This window comes from Brachybacterium sp. ACRRE, from assembly GCF_022346485.1.
Classification (GTDB): Bacteria; Actinomycetota; Actinomycetes; order Actinomycetales; family Dermabacteraceae; genus Brachybacterium; species Brachybacterium halotolerans.
This window is the reverse complement of sequence record NZ_JAKRMO010000007.1, coordinates 52061-66221: the sequence shown is the minus strand read 5'-3', so window position 1 is coordinate 66221 and position 14161 is coordinate 52061. Positions and strand designations below refer to the sequence as shown.

At 72.3% G+C, this 14161-nt stretch carries 13 protein-coding genes and 3 tRNA genes; 14 read left to right on the top strand and 2 right to left on the bottom strand.

Features of this window, described 5'->3' with window-relative positions; genetic code table 11:
- Nucleotides 1–162: 162 nt before the first annotated feature.
- The 6 genes from MHY49_RS03520 to MHY49_RS03495 all read left to right on the top strand — a co-directional run bounded on the left by MHY49_RS03520 (nucleotide 163) and on the right by MHY49_RS03495 (nucleotide 4078).
- Complete coding sequence (locus MHY49_RS03520) at nucleotides 163–939, top strand: fumarylacetoacetate hydrolase family protein (protein WP_239202620.1); 777 nt, start codon at nucleotides 163–165, stop codon at nucleotides 937–939.
- A gap of 72 nt (nucleotides 940–1011) precedes the next feature.
- Complete coding sequence (gltX, locus tag MHY49_RS03515) at nucleotides 1012–2541, top strand: glutamate--tRNA ligase (protein WP_370645962.1); 1530 nt, start codon at nucleotides 1012–1014, stop codon at nucleotides 2539–2541.
- Nucleotides 2542–2658: 117 nt separating this feature from the next.
- Entirely contained in the window at nucleotides 2659–3618 is a 960-nt protein-coding gene (locus MHY49_RS03510; protein ID WP_239202618.1) for an HAD family hydrolase, read from the top strand.
- 62 nt (nucleotides 3619–3680) lie between these two features.
- Nucleotides 3681–3752: transfer RNA gene (locus MHY49_RS03505), tRNA-Gln, on the top strand.
- A 38-nt stretch (nucleotides 3753–3790) separates the two neighbouring features.
- Nucleotides 3791–3866, top strand: a tRNA-Glu gene (locus tag MHY49_RS03500).
- Nucleotides 3867–4005: 139 nt separating this feature from the next.
- Nucleotides 4006–4078, top strand: a tRNA-Glu gene (locus MHY49_RS03495).
- A 327-nt stretch (nucleotides 4079–4405) separates the two neighbouring features.
- On the opposite strand, the gene MHY49_RS03490 is transcribed toward MHY49_RS03495, so the two are convergent.
- Entirely contained in the window at nucleotides 4406–5140 is a 735-nt protein-coding gene (locus MHY49_RS03490) for an IclR family transcriptional regulator (protein ID WP_152352762.1), read from the bottom strand.
- A 226-nt stretch (nucleotides 5141–5366) separates the two neighbouring features.
- Here MHY49_RS03490 and leuC point away from each other — a divergent pair, with 226 nt between their 5' ends.
- From leuC to MHY49_RS03460, 6 genes are all read left to right on the top strand, one after another.
- Nucleotides 5367–6839, top strand: coding sequence for a 3-isopropylmalate dehydratase large subunit (leuC, locus tag MHY49_RS03485; RefSeq protein ID WP_239202616.1), 1473 nt, complete (start codon nucleotides 5367–5369; stop codon nucleotides 6837–6839).
- A gap of 48 nt (nucleotides 6840–6887) precedes the next feature.
- Complete coding sequence (gene leuD / locus MHY49_RS03480; RefSeq protein WP_228358270.1) at nucleotides 6888–7493, top strand: 3-isopropylmalate dehydratase small subunit; 606 nt, start codon at nucleotides 6888–6890, stop codon at nucleotides 7491–7493.
- Nucleotides 7494–7594: 101 nt separating this feature from the next.
- Nucleotides 7595–8911: a UDP-N-acetylglucosamine 1-carboxyvinyltransferase gene (gene murA / locus MHY49_RS03475; RefSeq protein ID WP_200500905.1), complete on the top strand. Its 1317-nt coding sequence runs from the start codon at nucleotides 7595–7597 to the stop codon at nucleotides 8909–8911.
- An 8-nt stretch (nucleotides 8912–8919) separates the two neighbouring features.
- Complete coding sequence (locus tag MHY49_RS03470; protein WP_228358271.1) at nucleotides 8920–9567, top strand: DUF2867 domain-containing protein; 648 nt, start codon at nucleotides 8920–8922, stop codon at nucleotides 9565–9567.
- Nucleotides 9564–10565 (top strand): NAD(P)H-dependent glycerol-3-phosphate dehydrogenase, encoded by a 1002-nt coding sequence (locus MHY49_RS03465; RefSeq protein ID WP_239202614.1) that lies wholly within the window; start codon nucleotides 9564–9566, stop codon nucleotides 10563–10565. Before MHY49_RS03470 ends, MHY49_RS03465 begins: the two co-directional genes overlap by 4 nt.
- A gap of 14 nt (nucleotides 10566–10579) precedes the next feature.
- Nucleotides 10580–11695, top strand: a complete 1116-nt coding sequence (locus MHY49_RS03460; RefSeq protein WP_239202612.1) for a D-alanine--D-alanine ligase family protein — start codon at nucleotides 10580–10582, stop codon at nucleotides 11693–11695.
- A gap of 34 nt (nucleotides 11696–11729) precedes the next feature.
- Here MHY49_RS03460 and MHY49_RS03455 read toward each other — a convergent pair whose 3' ends face one another.
- The gene (locus MHY49_RS03455) at nucleotides 11730–12224 is read right to left on the bottom strand and encodes a DUF3515 family protein (RefSeq protein ID WP_239202610.1); all 495 of its coding nucleotides are present in this window, start codon (nucleotides 12222–12224) and stop codon (nucleotides 11730–11732) included.
- A gap of 41 nt (nucleotides 12225–12265) precedes the next feature.
- On the opposite strand from MHY49_RS03455, the gene thiL reads away from it, so the two are divergent.
- Nucleotides 12266–13291: a thiamine-phosphate kinase gene (gene thiL, locus MHY49_RS03450; RefSeq protein WP_239202608.1), complete on the top strand. Its 1026-nt coding sequence runs from the start codon at nucleotides 12266–12268 to the stop codon at nucleotides 13289–13291.
- Nucleotides 13292–13347: 56 nt separating this feature from the next.
- Nucleotides 13348–14151 (top strand): siderophore-interacting protein, encoded by an 804-nt coding sequence (locus MHY49_RS03445; protein WP_239202606.1) that lies wholly within the window; start codon nucleotides 13348–13350, stop codon nucleotides 14149–14151.
- Nucleotides 14152–14161 lie beyond the last annotated feature (10 nt).

Sequence of the window (14161 nt, the reverse complement as noted above, 5' to 3'; positions counted from 1 at the left end):
GGACATCCGCGCTCGCGGCGGGGACGTCGCCGGGTGCGGCGGGGGAGTCGGAGGGCGGAAGAGGCACCCGGCCAGTCTGGCATCCGCCGTTCGCGCCACCCCGCCCCATGTGCCCGGGATCGCGGCGGACCCGCCCGCCCCGTCGGCCCTAGACTGGGAGCCATGCGCATCGCCCGATACACCACCGGTGACGACCCCAGCTTCGGCATCGTCCAGGAGAAGGACGGCACGGAGTACGTCTACGGCATCACCGGAGACCCCCTGTACACCGAGATCCGCCCCAGCGGGAAGCGGCACCCGCTCGCGGACGTGCGCCTGCTGGCCCCGGTGATCCCGCGCTCGAAGGTGGTGTGCGTCGGCAAGAACTACGCCGCGCACGCCGCGGAGATGGGCACCGAGGTCCCGGAGCAGGCGCTCTACTTCCTCAAGCCCAACACTGCCGTCATCGGCCCCGACGAGCCCATCGTCCTGCCCGCCTACAGCACCGAGGTCAGCCTCGAGGCGGAGCTCGCCGTCGTCATCCAGCGCATGGCCAAGGACGTCGACGCCGAGCAGGCGTCCGGCGTGATCCTGGGATACACCTGCGCGAACGACCTCACCGCCCGGGATGCCCAGCGCGCCGAGAACCAGTGGTTCCGCGCGAAGGCCTTCGACACCTCCTGCCCGCTCGGACCCTGGATCGAGACCGACGTCGACCCGTCGGCCCTCGCGATCGGCTCGACGGTCGACGGGGACCTCGCGCAGGACGGCACCACCGCCGACATGCTCCGCGGCGTCCCGGAGCTCGTCGCGGAGATCTCCCGCGTGACCACCCTGCTCCCCGGCGACGTCATCCTCACCGGCACGCCCGCCGGCGTGCGCTCGGTCGGCGCCGACAGCGTCATCGACGTGACCATCGAGGGCGTCGGCACGCTCACGAACCCCGTCGTCCGCCGCTGAGGTCACGGGCCGCCGCCCGCACCTCTCATCACCAGCCCGCCGCTCCGCGGCATCCCGAAGGAGACCTCCCGCGTGACCCACGCCCCCGCCACCGCACCGACCACCGAGGCCACCGGCGCCGACATCCGCGTGCGCTTCTGCCCGAGCCCCACCGGCACCCCGCACGTGGGCATGGTCCGCACCGCCCTGTACAACTGGGCGCACGCGCGGCGCCACGGCGGCACGCTCATCTTCCGCATCGAGGACACCGACGCCGCGCGCGACAGCGAGGAGTCCTACCACCAGCTGCTCGACGCCATGCGCTGGCTCGGCATCGACTGGGACGAGGGCGTCGAGGTGGGCGGGCCCGACGGTCCCTACCGCCAGTCCCAGCGCGGCGAGATCTACGCCGACGTGATCGCGAAGCTCAAGGACGCCGGCGTCATCTACGAGTCCTTCTCCACGCCCGAGGAGATCACCGAGCGCCATCGCGCCGCCGGTCGCGACCCGCAGCTCGGCTACGACGGCTTCGACCGCGACCTCACCGAGGAGCAGAAGGCCGCTTTCCGCGCCGAGGGGCGCCTGCCGGTGTGGCGCCTGCGCATGCCCGACGACGACATCACCTTCGAGGACATGGTGCGCGGCGAGATCACCTTCAAGGCGGGCTCGACCCCGGACTTCGTGGTGGTCCGCGGCAACGGTCAGCCGCTGTACACGCTGGTCAACCCCGTGGACGACGCGCTCATGGGCGTCACCCACGTGCTGCGCGGCGAGGACCTGCTCTCCTCGACGCCCCGTCAGATCGCCCTGTACCGCGCGCTCATCGAAGTGGGCGTCGCGACCGCGATCCCGCGCTTCGGCCACCTGCCGTACGTGCTCGGCGAGGGCAACAAGAAGCTCTCCAAGCGCGACCCGGAGTCCAACCTCTTCAACTACCGCGACCAGGGCTTCCTGCCCGAGGGCATGGTCAACTACCTGGCGCTCTTGGGCTGGGGCTACAGCGCCGACCAGGACGTCTTCACGCGCGAGCAGATGGTCGAGCGCTTCGACGCGGGCGACGTGAACCCGAACCCCGCGCACGTGGACTTCAAGAAGGCCACCGCCATCAACGCCGACCACATGCGCCTGCTGGATCCGGTCGAGTTCACCGAGCGCATGGTCCCGTACCTGCAGAAGGCCGGTGTCGTGTCCGACCCGATCACCGAGCACGAGCACGCCCTGCTCGCCGCGGCGACCCCGCTCGTCCAGCCGCGCATGAACCTGCTGGGCGAGGCCCCGGACATGCTCCGCTTCCTCTTCATCGACGACGCGGACCTGACCATCGCCGAGGACGCCCTGAAGAAGATGGGGGAGGACCCCGCCGCGGTCGTGGACCGTGCGATCACGGAGGTCGAGGCGATCTCCGAGGACGACTTCGCCGCCGCCCGCCTCGAGGAGGCGCTGCGCGCCGCGATCGTCGAGGACATGGGCATCAAGCCGCGCCTCGCCTTCGGCCCCCTGCGCTCGGCGATCTCCGGCCGCCGCATCTCGCCGCCGCTGTTCGAGTCCATGGAGCTGCTCGGCCGCGACTCCTCCCTCGCGCGCCTTCGCGCGGGTCGTGAGGTCTTCGCGGGACTGGCCTGAGCGTCAGGATCCGGGAGCGTCAGGATCCGGGAGCGCCGGGATCCCGGAGTGTCAGGATCCGGCAGCGCCGGGATCGGGAGTGCCAGGATCGGGAGAGTCGAGGACACCTGATGCGGCATGTGCGTCGTGGTCGATGACGGCGAGGGTTCGGTGAGCGAGGCGGGGCGGAGTCCGTCGTCCGACGGGACGGCGCGCCGCCCGGCCGAGCTCGCCGAGCACCTGGCAGGGGTCGAGGCCGTGCTCCTGGACATCGACCACACGCTCGTCGACACGGCGTCCGCCTTCGCCCGCGCCCTCGGCCGTTCTCTGATCCCGATGCTGAGGGAGCGGCGCGGCGCGTCCACGCAGGCCGGGAGCGAGGAGCTCGCCTCGAGCCCCGACGACCGGGTCAGGAGCGCCGACGGCCAGGCGACGGGCGCCGACGAGAGGGCTGCGGGCGTCGACGACCGGGAGATCATCGCGCGCTGGTCGGCCGATCCGGGGGATCATTACCGCTCGTACACGCGCGGTGAGGTCCCCTACGCCGTCCAGCGCCACGCCCGCATCGACGAGATCGCGCACTGGCTGGGTCTCGCCGCCTTCACGGACGCCGAGTACGAGACGTTCGCCCGCGCCTTCGACGCGGAGTTCGCGCCCGCGTGCGCGGCCTTCGAGGACGCCCGACCCGCGGTGCTCGCACTGCGCGAGGCCGGGGTGGCGGTGGGAGCGGTGTCGAACGCATCCCGCTCCCTGCAGGAGCGCAAGCTCGAGTGCGCGGGACTCGCGGACGTCGTCCCGCTGCTCGTGACCGTCGAGACCTTCGGCGTGGGCAAGCCCGATCCGCGTGTGTTCCGCGAGGGCGCCCGCCTGCTCGGCGCCGACCCCGCGCGCACCGCGTACGTGGGCGACGAGCCCGATGTGGACGCGCAGGCCGCGGCGCTCGCGGGGCTTCGTGGCGTGCTTCTCAGGCGCCCCGGCGACGAACGGTCCCTCGAGCACCGAGAACCGGCGTCTGACCAGCGCAGATACTGCGAGGTGGGAGACCTCACAGGGGTCGCGGCCGCGATCGCTTTGCCGACGGGCACGGGGACCGGGTAATGTTCTATCTCGTTGCGGCACCCGCACCGCGGACCCAGGTCCTCGGAAAGGTGCTCTGACCTTGGGGTATGGTGTAATCGGCAACACGACGGTTTCTGGTACCGTTATTCTAGGTTCGAGTCCTGGTACCCCAGCGCTTCACCCTCGCTCACGCGGGGAGTTCGAAGTCCGCGCCCCGTTCGTCTAGCGGCCTAGGACGTCGCCCTCTCACGGCGGTAACACCGGTTCAAATCCGGTACGGGGTACCAGCAGGTCCTCGATCTGCGGCAGGTCGAGCACCTGCATCGCGGTCCACGGGACCGCACCTCGGAAACATGGCCTGCATGGCAGGTCATCGCTCCGGATCGTCGGTCCTCGGATCGGCAGCCGGTCGTCTGATCGGCACAGGCCCCGTTCGTCTAGCGGCCTAGGACGTCGCCCTCTCACGGCGGTAACACCGGTTCAAATCCGGTACGGGGTACGAGCAGCACAGAAGGAGCCGGCATCCGCGCGGATGCCGGCTCCTTCTGCGTGCGGGGCAGTTGCTTGCCGGCTCCTCCTGCGTGCGGGGCAGGCGGTTGTGTTGTGGAGCGGCATATACGGGACATCTCTGCCATATCTGGCAGAGATGTCCCGTATGCGCCGCCCCGTGACACTGCCGTCAGAGTCGCCACTCCTGCCCGGCGACAGTGCCGCCAGAGTCGCCACTGCTGCCCGGCGACAGTGCCGCCCCGTGGCTGCGCCGCTCCGCGGCAACGAGCACCGCCCCGCGACAGGACCACACCGCCCGCACCAGCTCCGCCCCAGCTCAGCCGCCGGCGCGGCGCAGGACCTCGCTGAGGTGGTTGGCGGAGCTGATCACCGCGGCGGCGTGCAGGCGCCCGGGCTGTCGGGTGATGCGCTCGAGCGGCCCCGAGACGCTGAGGGCCGCGATCACGCGCCCGCCCGGACCGCGCACCGGTGCCGAGACGGAGCCGACGCCCGCCTCGCGCTCACCGATGGACTGGGCCCAGCCGCGGCGCCTGACGGCGGAGAGCATGGTGGCGGTGAAGCGGGCGCCGTGGAGGCCGCGGTGCAGGCGGTCCGGCTCCTCCCACGCGAGCAGGATCTGGGCGGCGGAGCCGGCCTTCATCGTCAGGGTGGACCCCAGCGGCACGGAGTCGCGCAGGCCGATGGGCGGCTCGGCGCTCGCCACGCAGATGCGGTGGTCGCCCTGACGGCGGTAGAGCTGGGCGGACTCGCCCGTGTGATCTCGCAGCGCGGTGAGGACGGGACCCGCGGCGGCGAGCAGGCGGTCCTCGCCGGCGGCGGCGGAGAGCTCCCCGAGCCGGGGACCCAGGATGAAACGACCCTGCATGTCGCGCGCCACCAGGCGATGATGCTCCAGGGCCACCGCGAGGCGATGGGCCGTGGGGCGGGCCAGTCCTGTGGACTGGACGAGCTGGGCGAGGGTCGCAGGGCCTGCTTCGAGGGCTCCGAGGACGGTTGCGGCCTTGTCGAGCACGCCGACGCCGCTCCCGCCCTCCTCCGTGGTGGTGTCCATGCTCCGATATTGCCGTCTTATTTGTTGAGACGCAAGTGCGCAGCGCGATTTCCCTGGCGACGATTGCAGTGTTCCGGCCGAGCGCCGGTGCGCGTGACGTCCTCGTCGGCCCGGGCCGACGGGCCTGTCGGCCCCGCACCGAGCCCGCGCCGGAGGCCGACCCGGCATCGTGCCGGACCTCATCCGGCGCGGACGCCGGGTGATCACGAGGGAAGGAAGAGGAGCCATGGCGAGCACGCTCGCGGAGAAGGTGTGGAAGGACCATGTGGTGCGCCGGGGAGAGAACGGCGAGCCCGACCTGCTCTACATCGACCTCCAGCTCCTCCACGAGGTGACCAGCCCCCAGGCCTTCGACGGGCTGCGCCAGGAGGGCCGCGACCTGCGCCGCGTCGACCAGACGATCGCGACCGAGGACCACAACACCCCCACGGTCGACATCGACAAGCCGATCGCGGACATCACTTCCCGCACCCAGATCGACACCCTGCGCCGCAACGCCGAGGAGTTCGGCGTGCGCATCCACTCCCTGGGCGACAGGGAGCAGGGCATCGTGCACGTCGTCGGCCCGCAGCTGGGGCTCACCATGCCGGGCATCACCGTGGTCTGCGGCGACTCGCACACCTCCACCCACGGCGCCTTCGGGGCGCTCGCCTTCGGCATCGGCACCAGCGAGGTGGAGCACGTGATGGCGACCCAGACGCTGCCGCTCGCCCCCTTCAAGACCATGGCGATCACCGTGGACGGCACGCTCAAGCCGGGTGTGAGCGCGAAGGACATCATCCTCGCGGTGATCGCCAAGATCGGCACCGGCGGCGGCGCGGGCTACGTGCTCGAGTACCGCGGCGAGGCCATCCGCAGCCTCTCCATGGAGGGCCGGATGACGATCTGCAACATGTCGATCGAGGCCGGCGCCCGCGCGGGCATGGTCGCCCCCGACGAGACCACCTTCGAGTACGTCAAGGGCCGCCCCCACGCTCCGGAGGGCGAGCTGTGGGACGAGGCCGTCGAGTACTGGCGGTCGCTGCGCACCGACGAGGGCGCGACCTTCGACGCGGAGGTCGTCATCGACGCCGACGAGCTCGAGCCGTTCGTCACCTGGGGCACGAATCCCGGGCAGGGCCTGCCGCTGTCGGCCGCGGTCCCCGCACCGGAGGACTTCACGGACGACACCTCGCGCGCGAGCACCGAGAGCGCCCTGAAGTACATGGACCTGGTGCCCGGCACCCCGCTCAAGGACATCCGCGTGGACACCGTGTTCATGGGCTCGTGCACGAACTCGCGCATCGAGGACCTGCGAGCCTTCGTGGGCGTGATCCGCGGGCGCAGCAAGGACCCGGACGTGCGGGTGATGGTGGTGCCCGGCTCGGCGCGCGTGAAGCTGCAGGCCGAGCAGGAGGGCCTGGACCGCGAGATCCTCGCCTTCGGCGCCGAATGGCGCCAGGCCGGCTGCTCCATGTGCCTGGGCATGAACCCCGACCAGCTCGCGCCGGGGGAGCGCTGCGCGTCGACCTCGAACCGCAACTTCGAGGGCCGGCAGGGCAAGGGAGGGCGCACCCACCTGGTCTCCCCGGTGGTCGCCGCGGCGACCGCGCTGCGCGGCACGCTGAGCTCCCCGTCGGACCTCGAGCCCGTCGACCCCGCGGCCGAGCCGCCCCGCGCCGAGCGCGTGCCGCTCCCGGGCGGACTGCGCATCGCCTGAGCGCGAGCACGCACCGGCCGACGACCCACGAGCGAGGAAGCACAGACCATGGAGAAGTTCACCACCCACAGCGGCGTCGGCGTCCCCCTGCGCCGCAGCAACGTCGACACCGACCAGATCATCCCCGCCGTCTACCTCAAGCGGGTCACCAAGACCGGCTTCGACGACGGCCTCTTCGTCAACTGGCGCAAGGACCCCGACTTCATCCTGAACCAGGAGCCCTACTCCCACGGCTCGGTGCTCGTGGCCGGCTCCGACTTCGGCACCGGGTCCTCCCGCGAGCACGCCGTCTGGGCGCTGCGCGACTACGGCTTCAAGGCCGTGCTCTCGAGCCGCTTCGCCGAGATCTTCCGCGGCAACGCCGGCAAGCAGGGCCTGGTCGCCGCCAAGCTCTCCCAGGACGACATCGAGCAGCTGTGGAAGATCCTCGAGGAGGCGCCGGGCACCGAGATCACCGTCGACCTCGAGAACCAGCAGGTCCATGCGGCCGACGCGACCTTCCGCTTCGACATCGACCAGTACACCCGCTGGCGCCTCATGGAGGGCCTGGACGACGTGGGCCTGACCCTGCGTCACGAGGCCGACATCTCCGCGTTCGAGGCGAAGCGTCCGCGCTGGATGCCCAAGACGCTGCCCGCGCGCGCCGCGGACTGAGCGGCGGCCGACGTCCAGCCCCGCCACATCGCCCTCCGGTACTCTGTCGGGATCGGAGGACGGACCCCGCCCGGGGGTCCCCGGAACGCTTCAAGGACGATATGACCTCGACATTCCACGTGCGCGGAGGGCGCCCGCTGAACGGTGACATCACCGTGCGCGGCGCCAAGAACCTCGTCTCCAAGGCGATGGTGGCGGCGCTGCTGGGCGAGGAGCCCAGCCTGCTGCGCTCCGTGCCCGACATCCGCGACGTGCAGATCGTCGCGGATCTGCTCAGGGTCCACGGCGTGAAGATCGAGCGGGACGTCCAGGCGGGCCTGATCCGCATGGACCCCTCGAACGTCGAGCGCGCGCACGCCACCGAGATCGACGCGCACGCGGGCAGCTCGCGGATCCCGATCCTGTTCTGCGGTCCGCTGCTGCACCGCCTGGGCGAGGCGATCATCCCGGACCTGGGCGGCTGCCGCATCGGCGACCGGCCCATCAACTACCACCTCGACGTGCTGCGCGAGTTCGGCGCCCACGTGGACAAGCGCGAGCTGGGCATCCACATCACCGCGCCGAACGGCCTCAAGGGCACGAAGATCCATCTCGAGTACCCGAGCGTCGGCGCGACCGAGCAGGTGCTGCTCACCGCCGTGCGCGCCGAGGGCCTCACCGAGCTCACCAACGCCGCCGTCGAGCCGGAGATCGAGGACCTCATCGCCGTGCTGCAGAAGATGGGCGCGCTGATCACCCTGCAGACGGACCGCACCATCACGATCGAGGGCGTCGAGCGCCTCGGCGGCTACGAGCACGTGGCGATCCCCGACCGCATCGAGGCCGCGAGCTGGGCCTGCGCGGCGCTCGTGACCAAGGGCGACGTCTTCGTGCGGGGTGCCCAGCAGAAGCCCATGTCCACGTTCCTCAACGTGTTCCGCCGGATCGGCGGCGGCCTCGACATCACCGAGGAGGGCATCCGCTTCTTCCGGCCCGACGAGCCGCTGCGCTCGATCGCCATGGAGACCGACGTCCACCCCGGCTTCATGACCGACTGGCAGCAGCCGCTCGTCGTCGCGCTCACGCAGGCCGAGGGCATCTCCATCGTCCACGAGACCGTCTACGAGAACCGCCTCGGGTTCACCCGGGCCCTCAACGACATGGGCGCGCGCATCCAGGTCTACCGCGAATGCCTGGGTGGCTCGAGCTGCCGCTTCGGCTGGCGCAACTTCAACCACTCGGCCGTCATCTCCGGGCCGAAGGAGCTGCACGGGGCCGACATCACCGTGCCCGACCTGCGCGGCGGGTTCTCGTACCTCATCGCCGCGCTCGGCGCCGAGGGCGTCAGCTCGATCCACGGCATCGACCTCATCGACCGCGGCTACGAGGCCTTCCGCGAGAAGCTCACGGCGCTCGGCGCCGAGTACTGGGAGGACTGAGAGGACGCATGAGCGAGCAGCACGACGACATCCTCGAGGGCACGACCGTCGACCGCGGGTCCGCGGATCGCTCGACGGTCGACCGCGGGTCCGATGACCGCGGCGACGGGGTGACGAGCGCGGCCGCGAGCTCGCTCGCGCTGCGTGACATCCCCGTGCCCGACTACTGCGACGTGGTGATCGTCCCCACCCGCGGGGTCGACGTCGAGGACCCGCGCGTGTGGGCGGAGGCGATCTTCTCCCACGAGAACACACCGCTGGGCACGCGCGGTCTGCGCGCGCTGCGCGACGAGGCGGTGCGCCTGTTCGACATGGTCCCGCCGCCCGAGAAGCAGTACGTGACCGACGAGGTCCGCGGCAGCGAGGCGCTCATCAAGGACGACGACCAGAACCTCTCGGTGCGCATCGGCGTGGCGATCCTGCCCGGCGGCGAGCTGCTGCAGGTCACCACGGCCGTGAAGTACCGCTCGGTGCGCGGGCGCATCGCCTTCGCGCCGCGGCGCATGATGCACGCGGCGGCCGTGAACGCGCTCGCCCGGCGCGCGCCCGCGACCGTGCGCCGCCGTGCGCTCGGCCCGCGCACCACCGGCCCGCGCACCGTCACCGACCGCGCGCCCCGTCGGGCCCTCGGCCGCGGCAGGTTCCTCGGCCGATGACCCGCATCGCCGTGCTCGGCGCCGGCAGCTGGGGCAGCACCTTCTCGCTCGTGCTCGCCGACGCCGGCTGCGAGGTCGTCCTCTGGGCACGGCGCGAGGAGACCGCCCGCGAGATCCGCGAGCACGGCGCCAACCCCGCCTATCTCGGGGACGTCCGCCTGCCAGGGCAGGTCACCGCGACTTCGGAGGTGGGGGAGGCGCTCGACGGGGCCGACGGGGTGGTCCTCGCCCTGCCGGCCCAGAGCCTCCGCGAGAACCTCTCCGCCTGGCGCGCGGCGGGCCTCACGCTGCCCGAGGTCCCCGTGCTCTCGCTCGCCAAAGGCATCGAGCGGGGCACCGACCTGCGCATGAGCCAGGTGATCGTCGAGGCAGCAGGGGTCGAACCGCAGCGCGTCGCCGTGCTCTCCGGTCCGAACCTCGCCGTCGAGATCGCTCGGCGCCAGCCCTGCGCGAGCGTCATCGCCGCGCACGACGAACAGCTGGCGCGCACGGTCGCCGCCTGGTGCGCCGCCCCCTCCTTCCGCCCGTACACCTCGCAGGACGTCATCAGCGTCGAGGTCGCCGGAGCGGTCAAGAACGTCATCGCGATCGCCGTCGGCGCCGCCGCGGGACTCGGCTACGGCGACAACGCCCGCGCGAGCCTCATCACCCGCGGACTCGCCGAGATCACCCGTCTGGGCGTCGCCGTGGGCGGGCAGGCGGGGACCTTCGCCGGGCTCGCGGGGATGGGCGATCTCGTCGCCACCTGCGCGTCTCCGCTCTCGCGCAACCACCGCCTGGGCCACGCGCTGGGACGGGGGCTCGACGTCGGGGCGGCCGCCGCCGAGGTGGGCCAGACCGCCGAGGGCGTCGCCACCGCCCGCGCCGTGGACGAGACCGCTCACCGGCTCGGGATCGACATGCCGATCACCCGTGGGGTCGTCGACGTCGTCGATCACGGCGTGCCGATCGAGCAGGTCACCACGGCGTTGCTCGCACGCTCCGTACGACCCGAGTGACTACTCTCGACCCCATGACCTCCACCATCGCGCTCCTCTTCGGCGGCCGCTCCGGCGAGCACGGCATCTCCTGCGTGACAGCGGGCGGGATCCTCGGCGCGATCGACCGCGAGCGGTACGACGTCGTCGCGATCGGCATCACCCGCCAGGGCCGCTGGCTGCACGTGAGCGACGACCCCGCCGACTGGCAGCTGCAGGGGGCGACCCCTCCCGAGGTCCCGTCCGACGGGGACGAGGTGCTCCTGCCCACGGGCACGAAGACCCCCGGCGCTCCCGTGCCGCTGCGCGTGGTCCGGGACGGCCGCATCGAGCCGCTCGCGGAGGTCGACGCGGTGCTCCCGCTGCTGCACGGCCCCTACGGCGAGGACGGCACGGTGCAGGGAGCCCTCGACCTGCTCGACATCCCCTACGTGGGCAGCGGGGTCCTCGCCTCCGCCACGTGCATGGACAAGACGTCAACGAAGGCCGCCCTCGCCGCCGCCGGGATCGCGTCGGCCCCGTCGATCAGCGTCCACGAGGACGAGTGGGCCCAGCGCGCCGAGGAGGTCGGCGCGAGCGTGCGCGAGCGCCTCGCCGCCCCGTGGTTCGTCAAGCCCGCCCGCGCCGGCTCGAGCCTGGGCGTCTCCAAGGTGACCGATCCCGCGGAGCTCGAGCACGCGGTGAAGACCGCCTTCGCCGAGGATCCGCTGATCCTCATCGAGCAGGGCGTCGTGGGCCGCGAGGTCGAGTGCGGGGTGCTCCAGGGCCGAGGCGGCGACGCCCCGCGCACCACCGAGCCGGGCGAGGTCATCGTGGGCGACGACCTGGACTTCTACGACTACGAGTCGAAGTACTTCGGCAAGGGGACCGTGAGCATCCAGGTCCCCGCGGCCCTGCCGGACGGCGCTGCGGAGCGCGTGCGCGAGGTCGCCGCAGGCGCCTTCACCGCGCTGCGCCTCGAGGGCCTGGGCCGGGTGGACGTCTTCGTGACCGAGACCGGCGAGGTCGTCGTCAACGAGGTCAACACGATGCCCGGCTTCACCCCGTCCTCGATGTTCCCCGTGCTCTGGGAGAACATGGGCATGGACTACACGAGCCTGATCACCGACCTGCTCGAGCAGGCGCGCACCCGCCGCATCGGCCTGCGCTGAGGGTCGCGGGCACCGACGGGCCGAGACGCCCGCTTCACTGCACGTCGTCGATGTCGAGGCAGTGGCGCTCGGCGGGGATCGACGTCACCAGGTCGGTGAGATCCAGCGCCGCGGCGGAGGCCTGGTCGCCGACGACCTCGCGCGGCACCGTGAGGTCGATCGCCGGGGTGCGCCCGTAGGTCGTGAAGCGCACGATCCCGTCCGACGAGCCGTCCTCGTCGATGATCCAGTCCACATCGGTGCCGTCGGCGTCGGTGAGGGTCGTGCACATCTGCGTGGTCGGGCCCGGGGGAGTGACGCCGCAGCGCAGCACGATCGCCTCGTCGCCGCTGCCCCACGCGAGAGTGCCCTGGCTGCTCGTCGCGTGCCGCGACTGCCCCTCGAGCTGCTCCGGCGCGTCCTGCACGACCTGCGCGCACGCCGGGTCCGCGGCGTCCTCGCCCGCGGGGACGCGCACCGTGGCGCACGCCGTGCAGCCGAGCAGCAGGGCGCCGGCGAGGAGCACGGGACGGGGCAGAGCGCGGCGCATGCCCCGAGGATATCGGGCCTGACCTCGGGCACACTGGGGGCATGACGCGCATCGAGCACCTGACCGAGTCCGGCCTCCTGGCCCGGATCACCCCCGGGCTCGCCCAGGGCTCCGACGTCGAGCTGGGACCCGGGGACGACGCGGCCGTGGTGCGCCTGGCCTCCCCGCGTCTGGTCATCACGACCGACACCCTCACCGAGGGGCACGACTTCCTGCTGCGCGCGACCCGTCCGGAGTGGATCGGCCGCAAGGCCGCGGTGCAGAACCTCGCCGACGTCGCCGCCATGGGCGCGCGCCCGCAGGCCGTCGTCGTCTCCGTCTCCGCCCCGCGCGAGACCTCCTCGGAGCTGCTCGAGGGCATCAGCCGCGGACTCGCCGAGCGCTGCGCACGCGAGGGGGCTAGCGTCGTGGGCGGTGACCTCGGCGCGGCGGACGCCCTCTCCATCACCGTCACCGCGGTCGGCGCCCTCCCGGAGGGACAGGCGCCCATCCGACGGGACGGAGCGCGCCCGGGCCAGGTGCTCGCCCTCGGCAGCCCGCTGATCGGCCGCTCCGCCGCCGGCCTCGCGCTCGTGCTCGCGGGCCGGGGCGAGGAGCTCGTCGGGAGGATCTCTGCCGACGGGACGCCCCGCGCCACCCGTCCCGACATGACTCCTGAAGGCCTCGTGGCCTGGCACGACGCACCCGATCCCGAGATCGCCCAGGGCTGGACGGCCTGTCCCGGGCGCGCCCGGGCCATGCTCGACGTGTCCGACGGACTCGCGCGCGACGGCGGCCGCATCGCACGGGCGAGCGGCGTCCTCCTGGATCTGGACCGGGCCGTGCTCGCGGCCGACGCCGCCGCCCTCGCACCTGCTGCGGATCTCCTCGCGGAGCGCACCGACCCCTGGCAGTGGGTGCTGGGCGGCGGGGAGGAGCATGCCCTCCTGGCGACCTTCGAGGAGGGAGAGGTTCCCCCCGGGTTCCGGCGGATCGGCCGCGTGCGCGCTCTCGCGCCGGGGGAGGAGAGCGGCGTGGTGCTCGACGGCACAGTGCTCGCCGACCTCGGCTTCGATCACTTCGGATAGGCTCACCTCACCCCGGGCCGGTCGTCGGCCCGACGCACCGAGGAGGGCCACTGCCCATGGCGTTCACCGACGCCCGCCGCTTCCGCGGGCACCATCTCGCGCGGGTGGCCCGCACCGCGCAGGTCAGCCCGTACATGATCCGCGTGACCCTCCAGGGTGAGGACGTGTCCACGATCCCCGCCCACGGCTTCGACCAGTGGGTGCGGCTCTTCCTGCCGCATCCCGAGGGCGGGACCGACTATTCGCGCGTGCCCGAGGGCTTCGGCCTCGCCGGGGCGCTGAAGTACCTCACCACGAGCTCCGGGAAGCGCCCGCCCGTGCGCAGCTACACGATCCGCGAGCTGCGCGCCGAGGACGGAGAGCTCGACATCGACTTCGTCTCCCACGGCGACGAAGGGATCGCCGGCCCCTGGGCGCGACGGGCGCGCGAGGGCGAGCAGGTGATGATGATCGACCAGGGCCGGGGATTCGACCACCTGGCGGACGCGGCCTCCGTGCTGCTCGTCGGCGAGGAGTCCGCGCTGCCGGCGATCCTCGGCATCCTGCGCGACCTTCCGCGCAGCACGAGCGGCACCGCGATCCTCGAGATCCCCGAGGCGGCCGACGAGCAGCCCCACGAGGCCCCGGCGAACATGGAGGTGCGCTGGATCCCGCGCGCCGACCCGCACGACCGCCCCGGTGTGCTCGCCCTCGAGGCGCTGCGCGAGCTGCGACCGGCACGCGGGGCCGAGCTGCAGGCGTACCTCGCGGGCGAACAGGCGCTCGTGGCCGAGGGGCGCCGCCACCTGGTCGCGCACGACGTGCCCAAGAAGCGCATCGAGTTCACCGGCTACTGGAGGTTCGGCAAGGCCGCCCTCTGAACCGTCGGCG

Bases quoted from the DNA above. Each gene is read 5' to 3' on its own strand.
- thiL (WP_239202608.1), top strand. From the start codon at position 12,266: ATGACGCGCATCGAGCACCTGACCGAGTCCGGCCTCCTGGCCCGGATC.
- leuD (WP_228358270.1), top strand. From the start codon at position 6,888: ATGGAGAAGTTCACCACCCACAGCGGCGTCGGCGTCCCCCTGCGCCGC.
- MHY49_RS03510 (WP_239202618.1), top strand. From the start codon at position 2,659: ATGTGCGTCGTGGTCGATGACGGCGAGGGTTCGGTGAGCGAGGCGGGG.
- MHY49_RS03470 (WP_228358271.1), top strand. From the start codon at position 8,920: ATGAGCGAGCAGCACGACGACATCCTCGAGGGCACGACCGTCGACCGC.
- murA (WP_200500905.1), top strand. From the start codon at position 7,595: ATGACCTCGACATTCCACGTGCGCGGAGGGCGCCCGCTGAACGGTGAC.
- MHY49_RS03445 (WP_239202606.1), top strand. From the start codon at position 13,348: ATGGCGTTCACCGACGCCCGCCGCTTCCGCGGGCACCATCTCGCGCGG.
- MHY49_RS03460 (WP_239202612.1), top strand. From the start codon at position 10,580: ATGACCTCCACCATCGCGCTCCTCTTCGGCGGCCGCTCCGGCGAGCAC.
- MHY49_RS03520 (WP_239202620.1), top strand. From the start codon at position 163: ATGCGCATCGCCCGATACACCACCGGTGACGACCCCAGCTTCGGCATC.
- MHY49_RS03490 (WP_152352762.1), bottom strand. From the start codon at position 5,140: ATGGACACCACCACGGAGGAGGGCGGGAGCGGCGTCGGCGTGCTCGAC.
- MHY49_RS03455 (WP_239202610.1), bottom strand. From the start codon at position 12,224: ATGCGCCGCGCTCTGCCCCGTCCCGTGCTCCTCGCCGGCGCCCTGCTG.
- leuC (WP_239202616.1), top strand. From the start codon at position 5,367: ATGGCGAGCACGCTCGCGGAGAAGGTGTGGAAGGACCATGTGGTGCGC.
- MHY49_RS03465 (WP_239202614.1), top strand. From the start codon at position 9,564: ATGACCCGCATCGCCGTGCTCGGCGCCGGCAGCTGGGGCAGCACCTTC.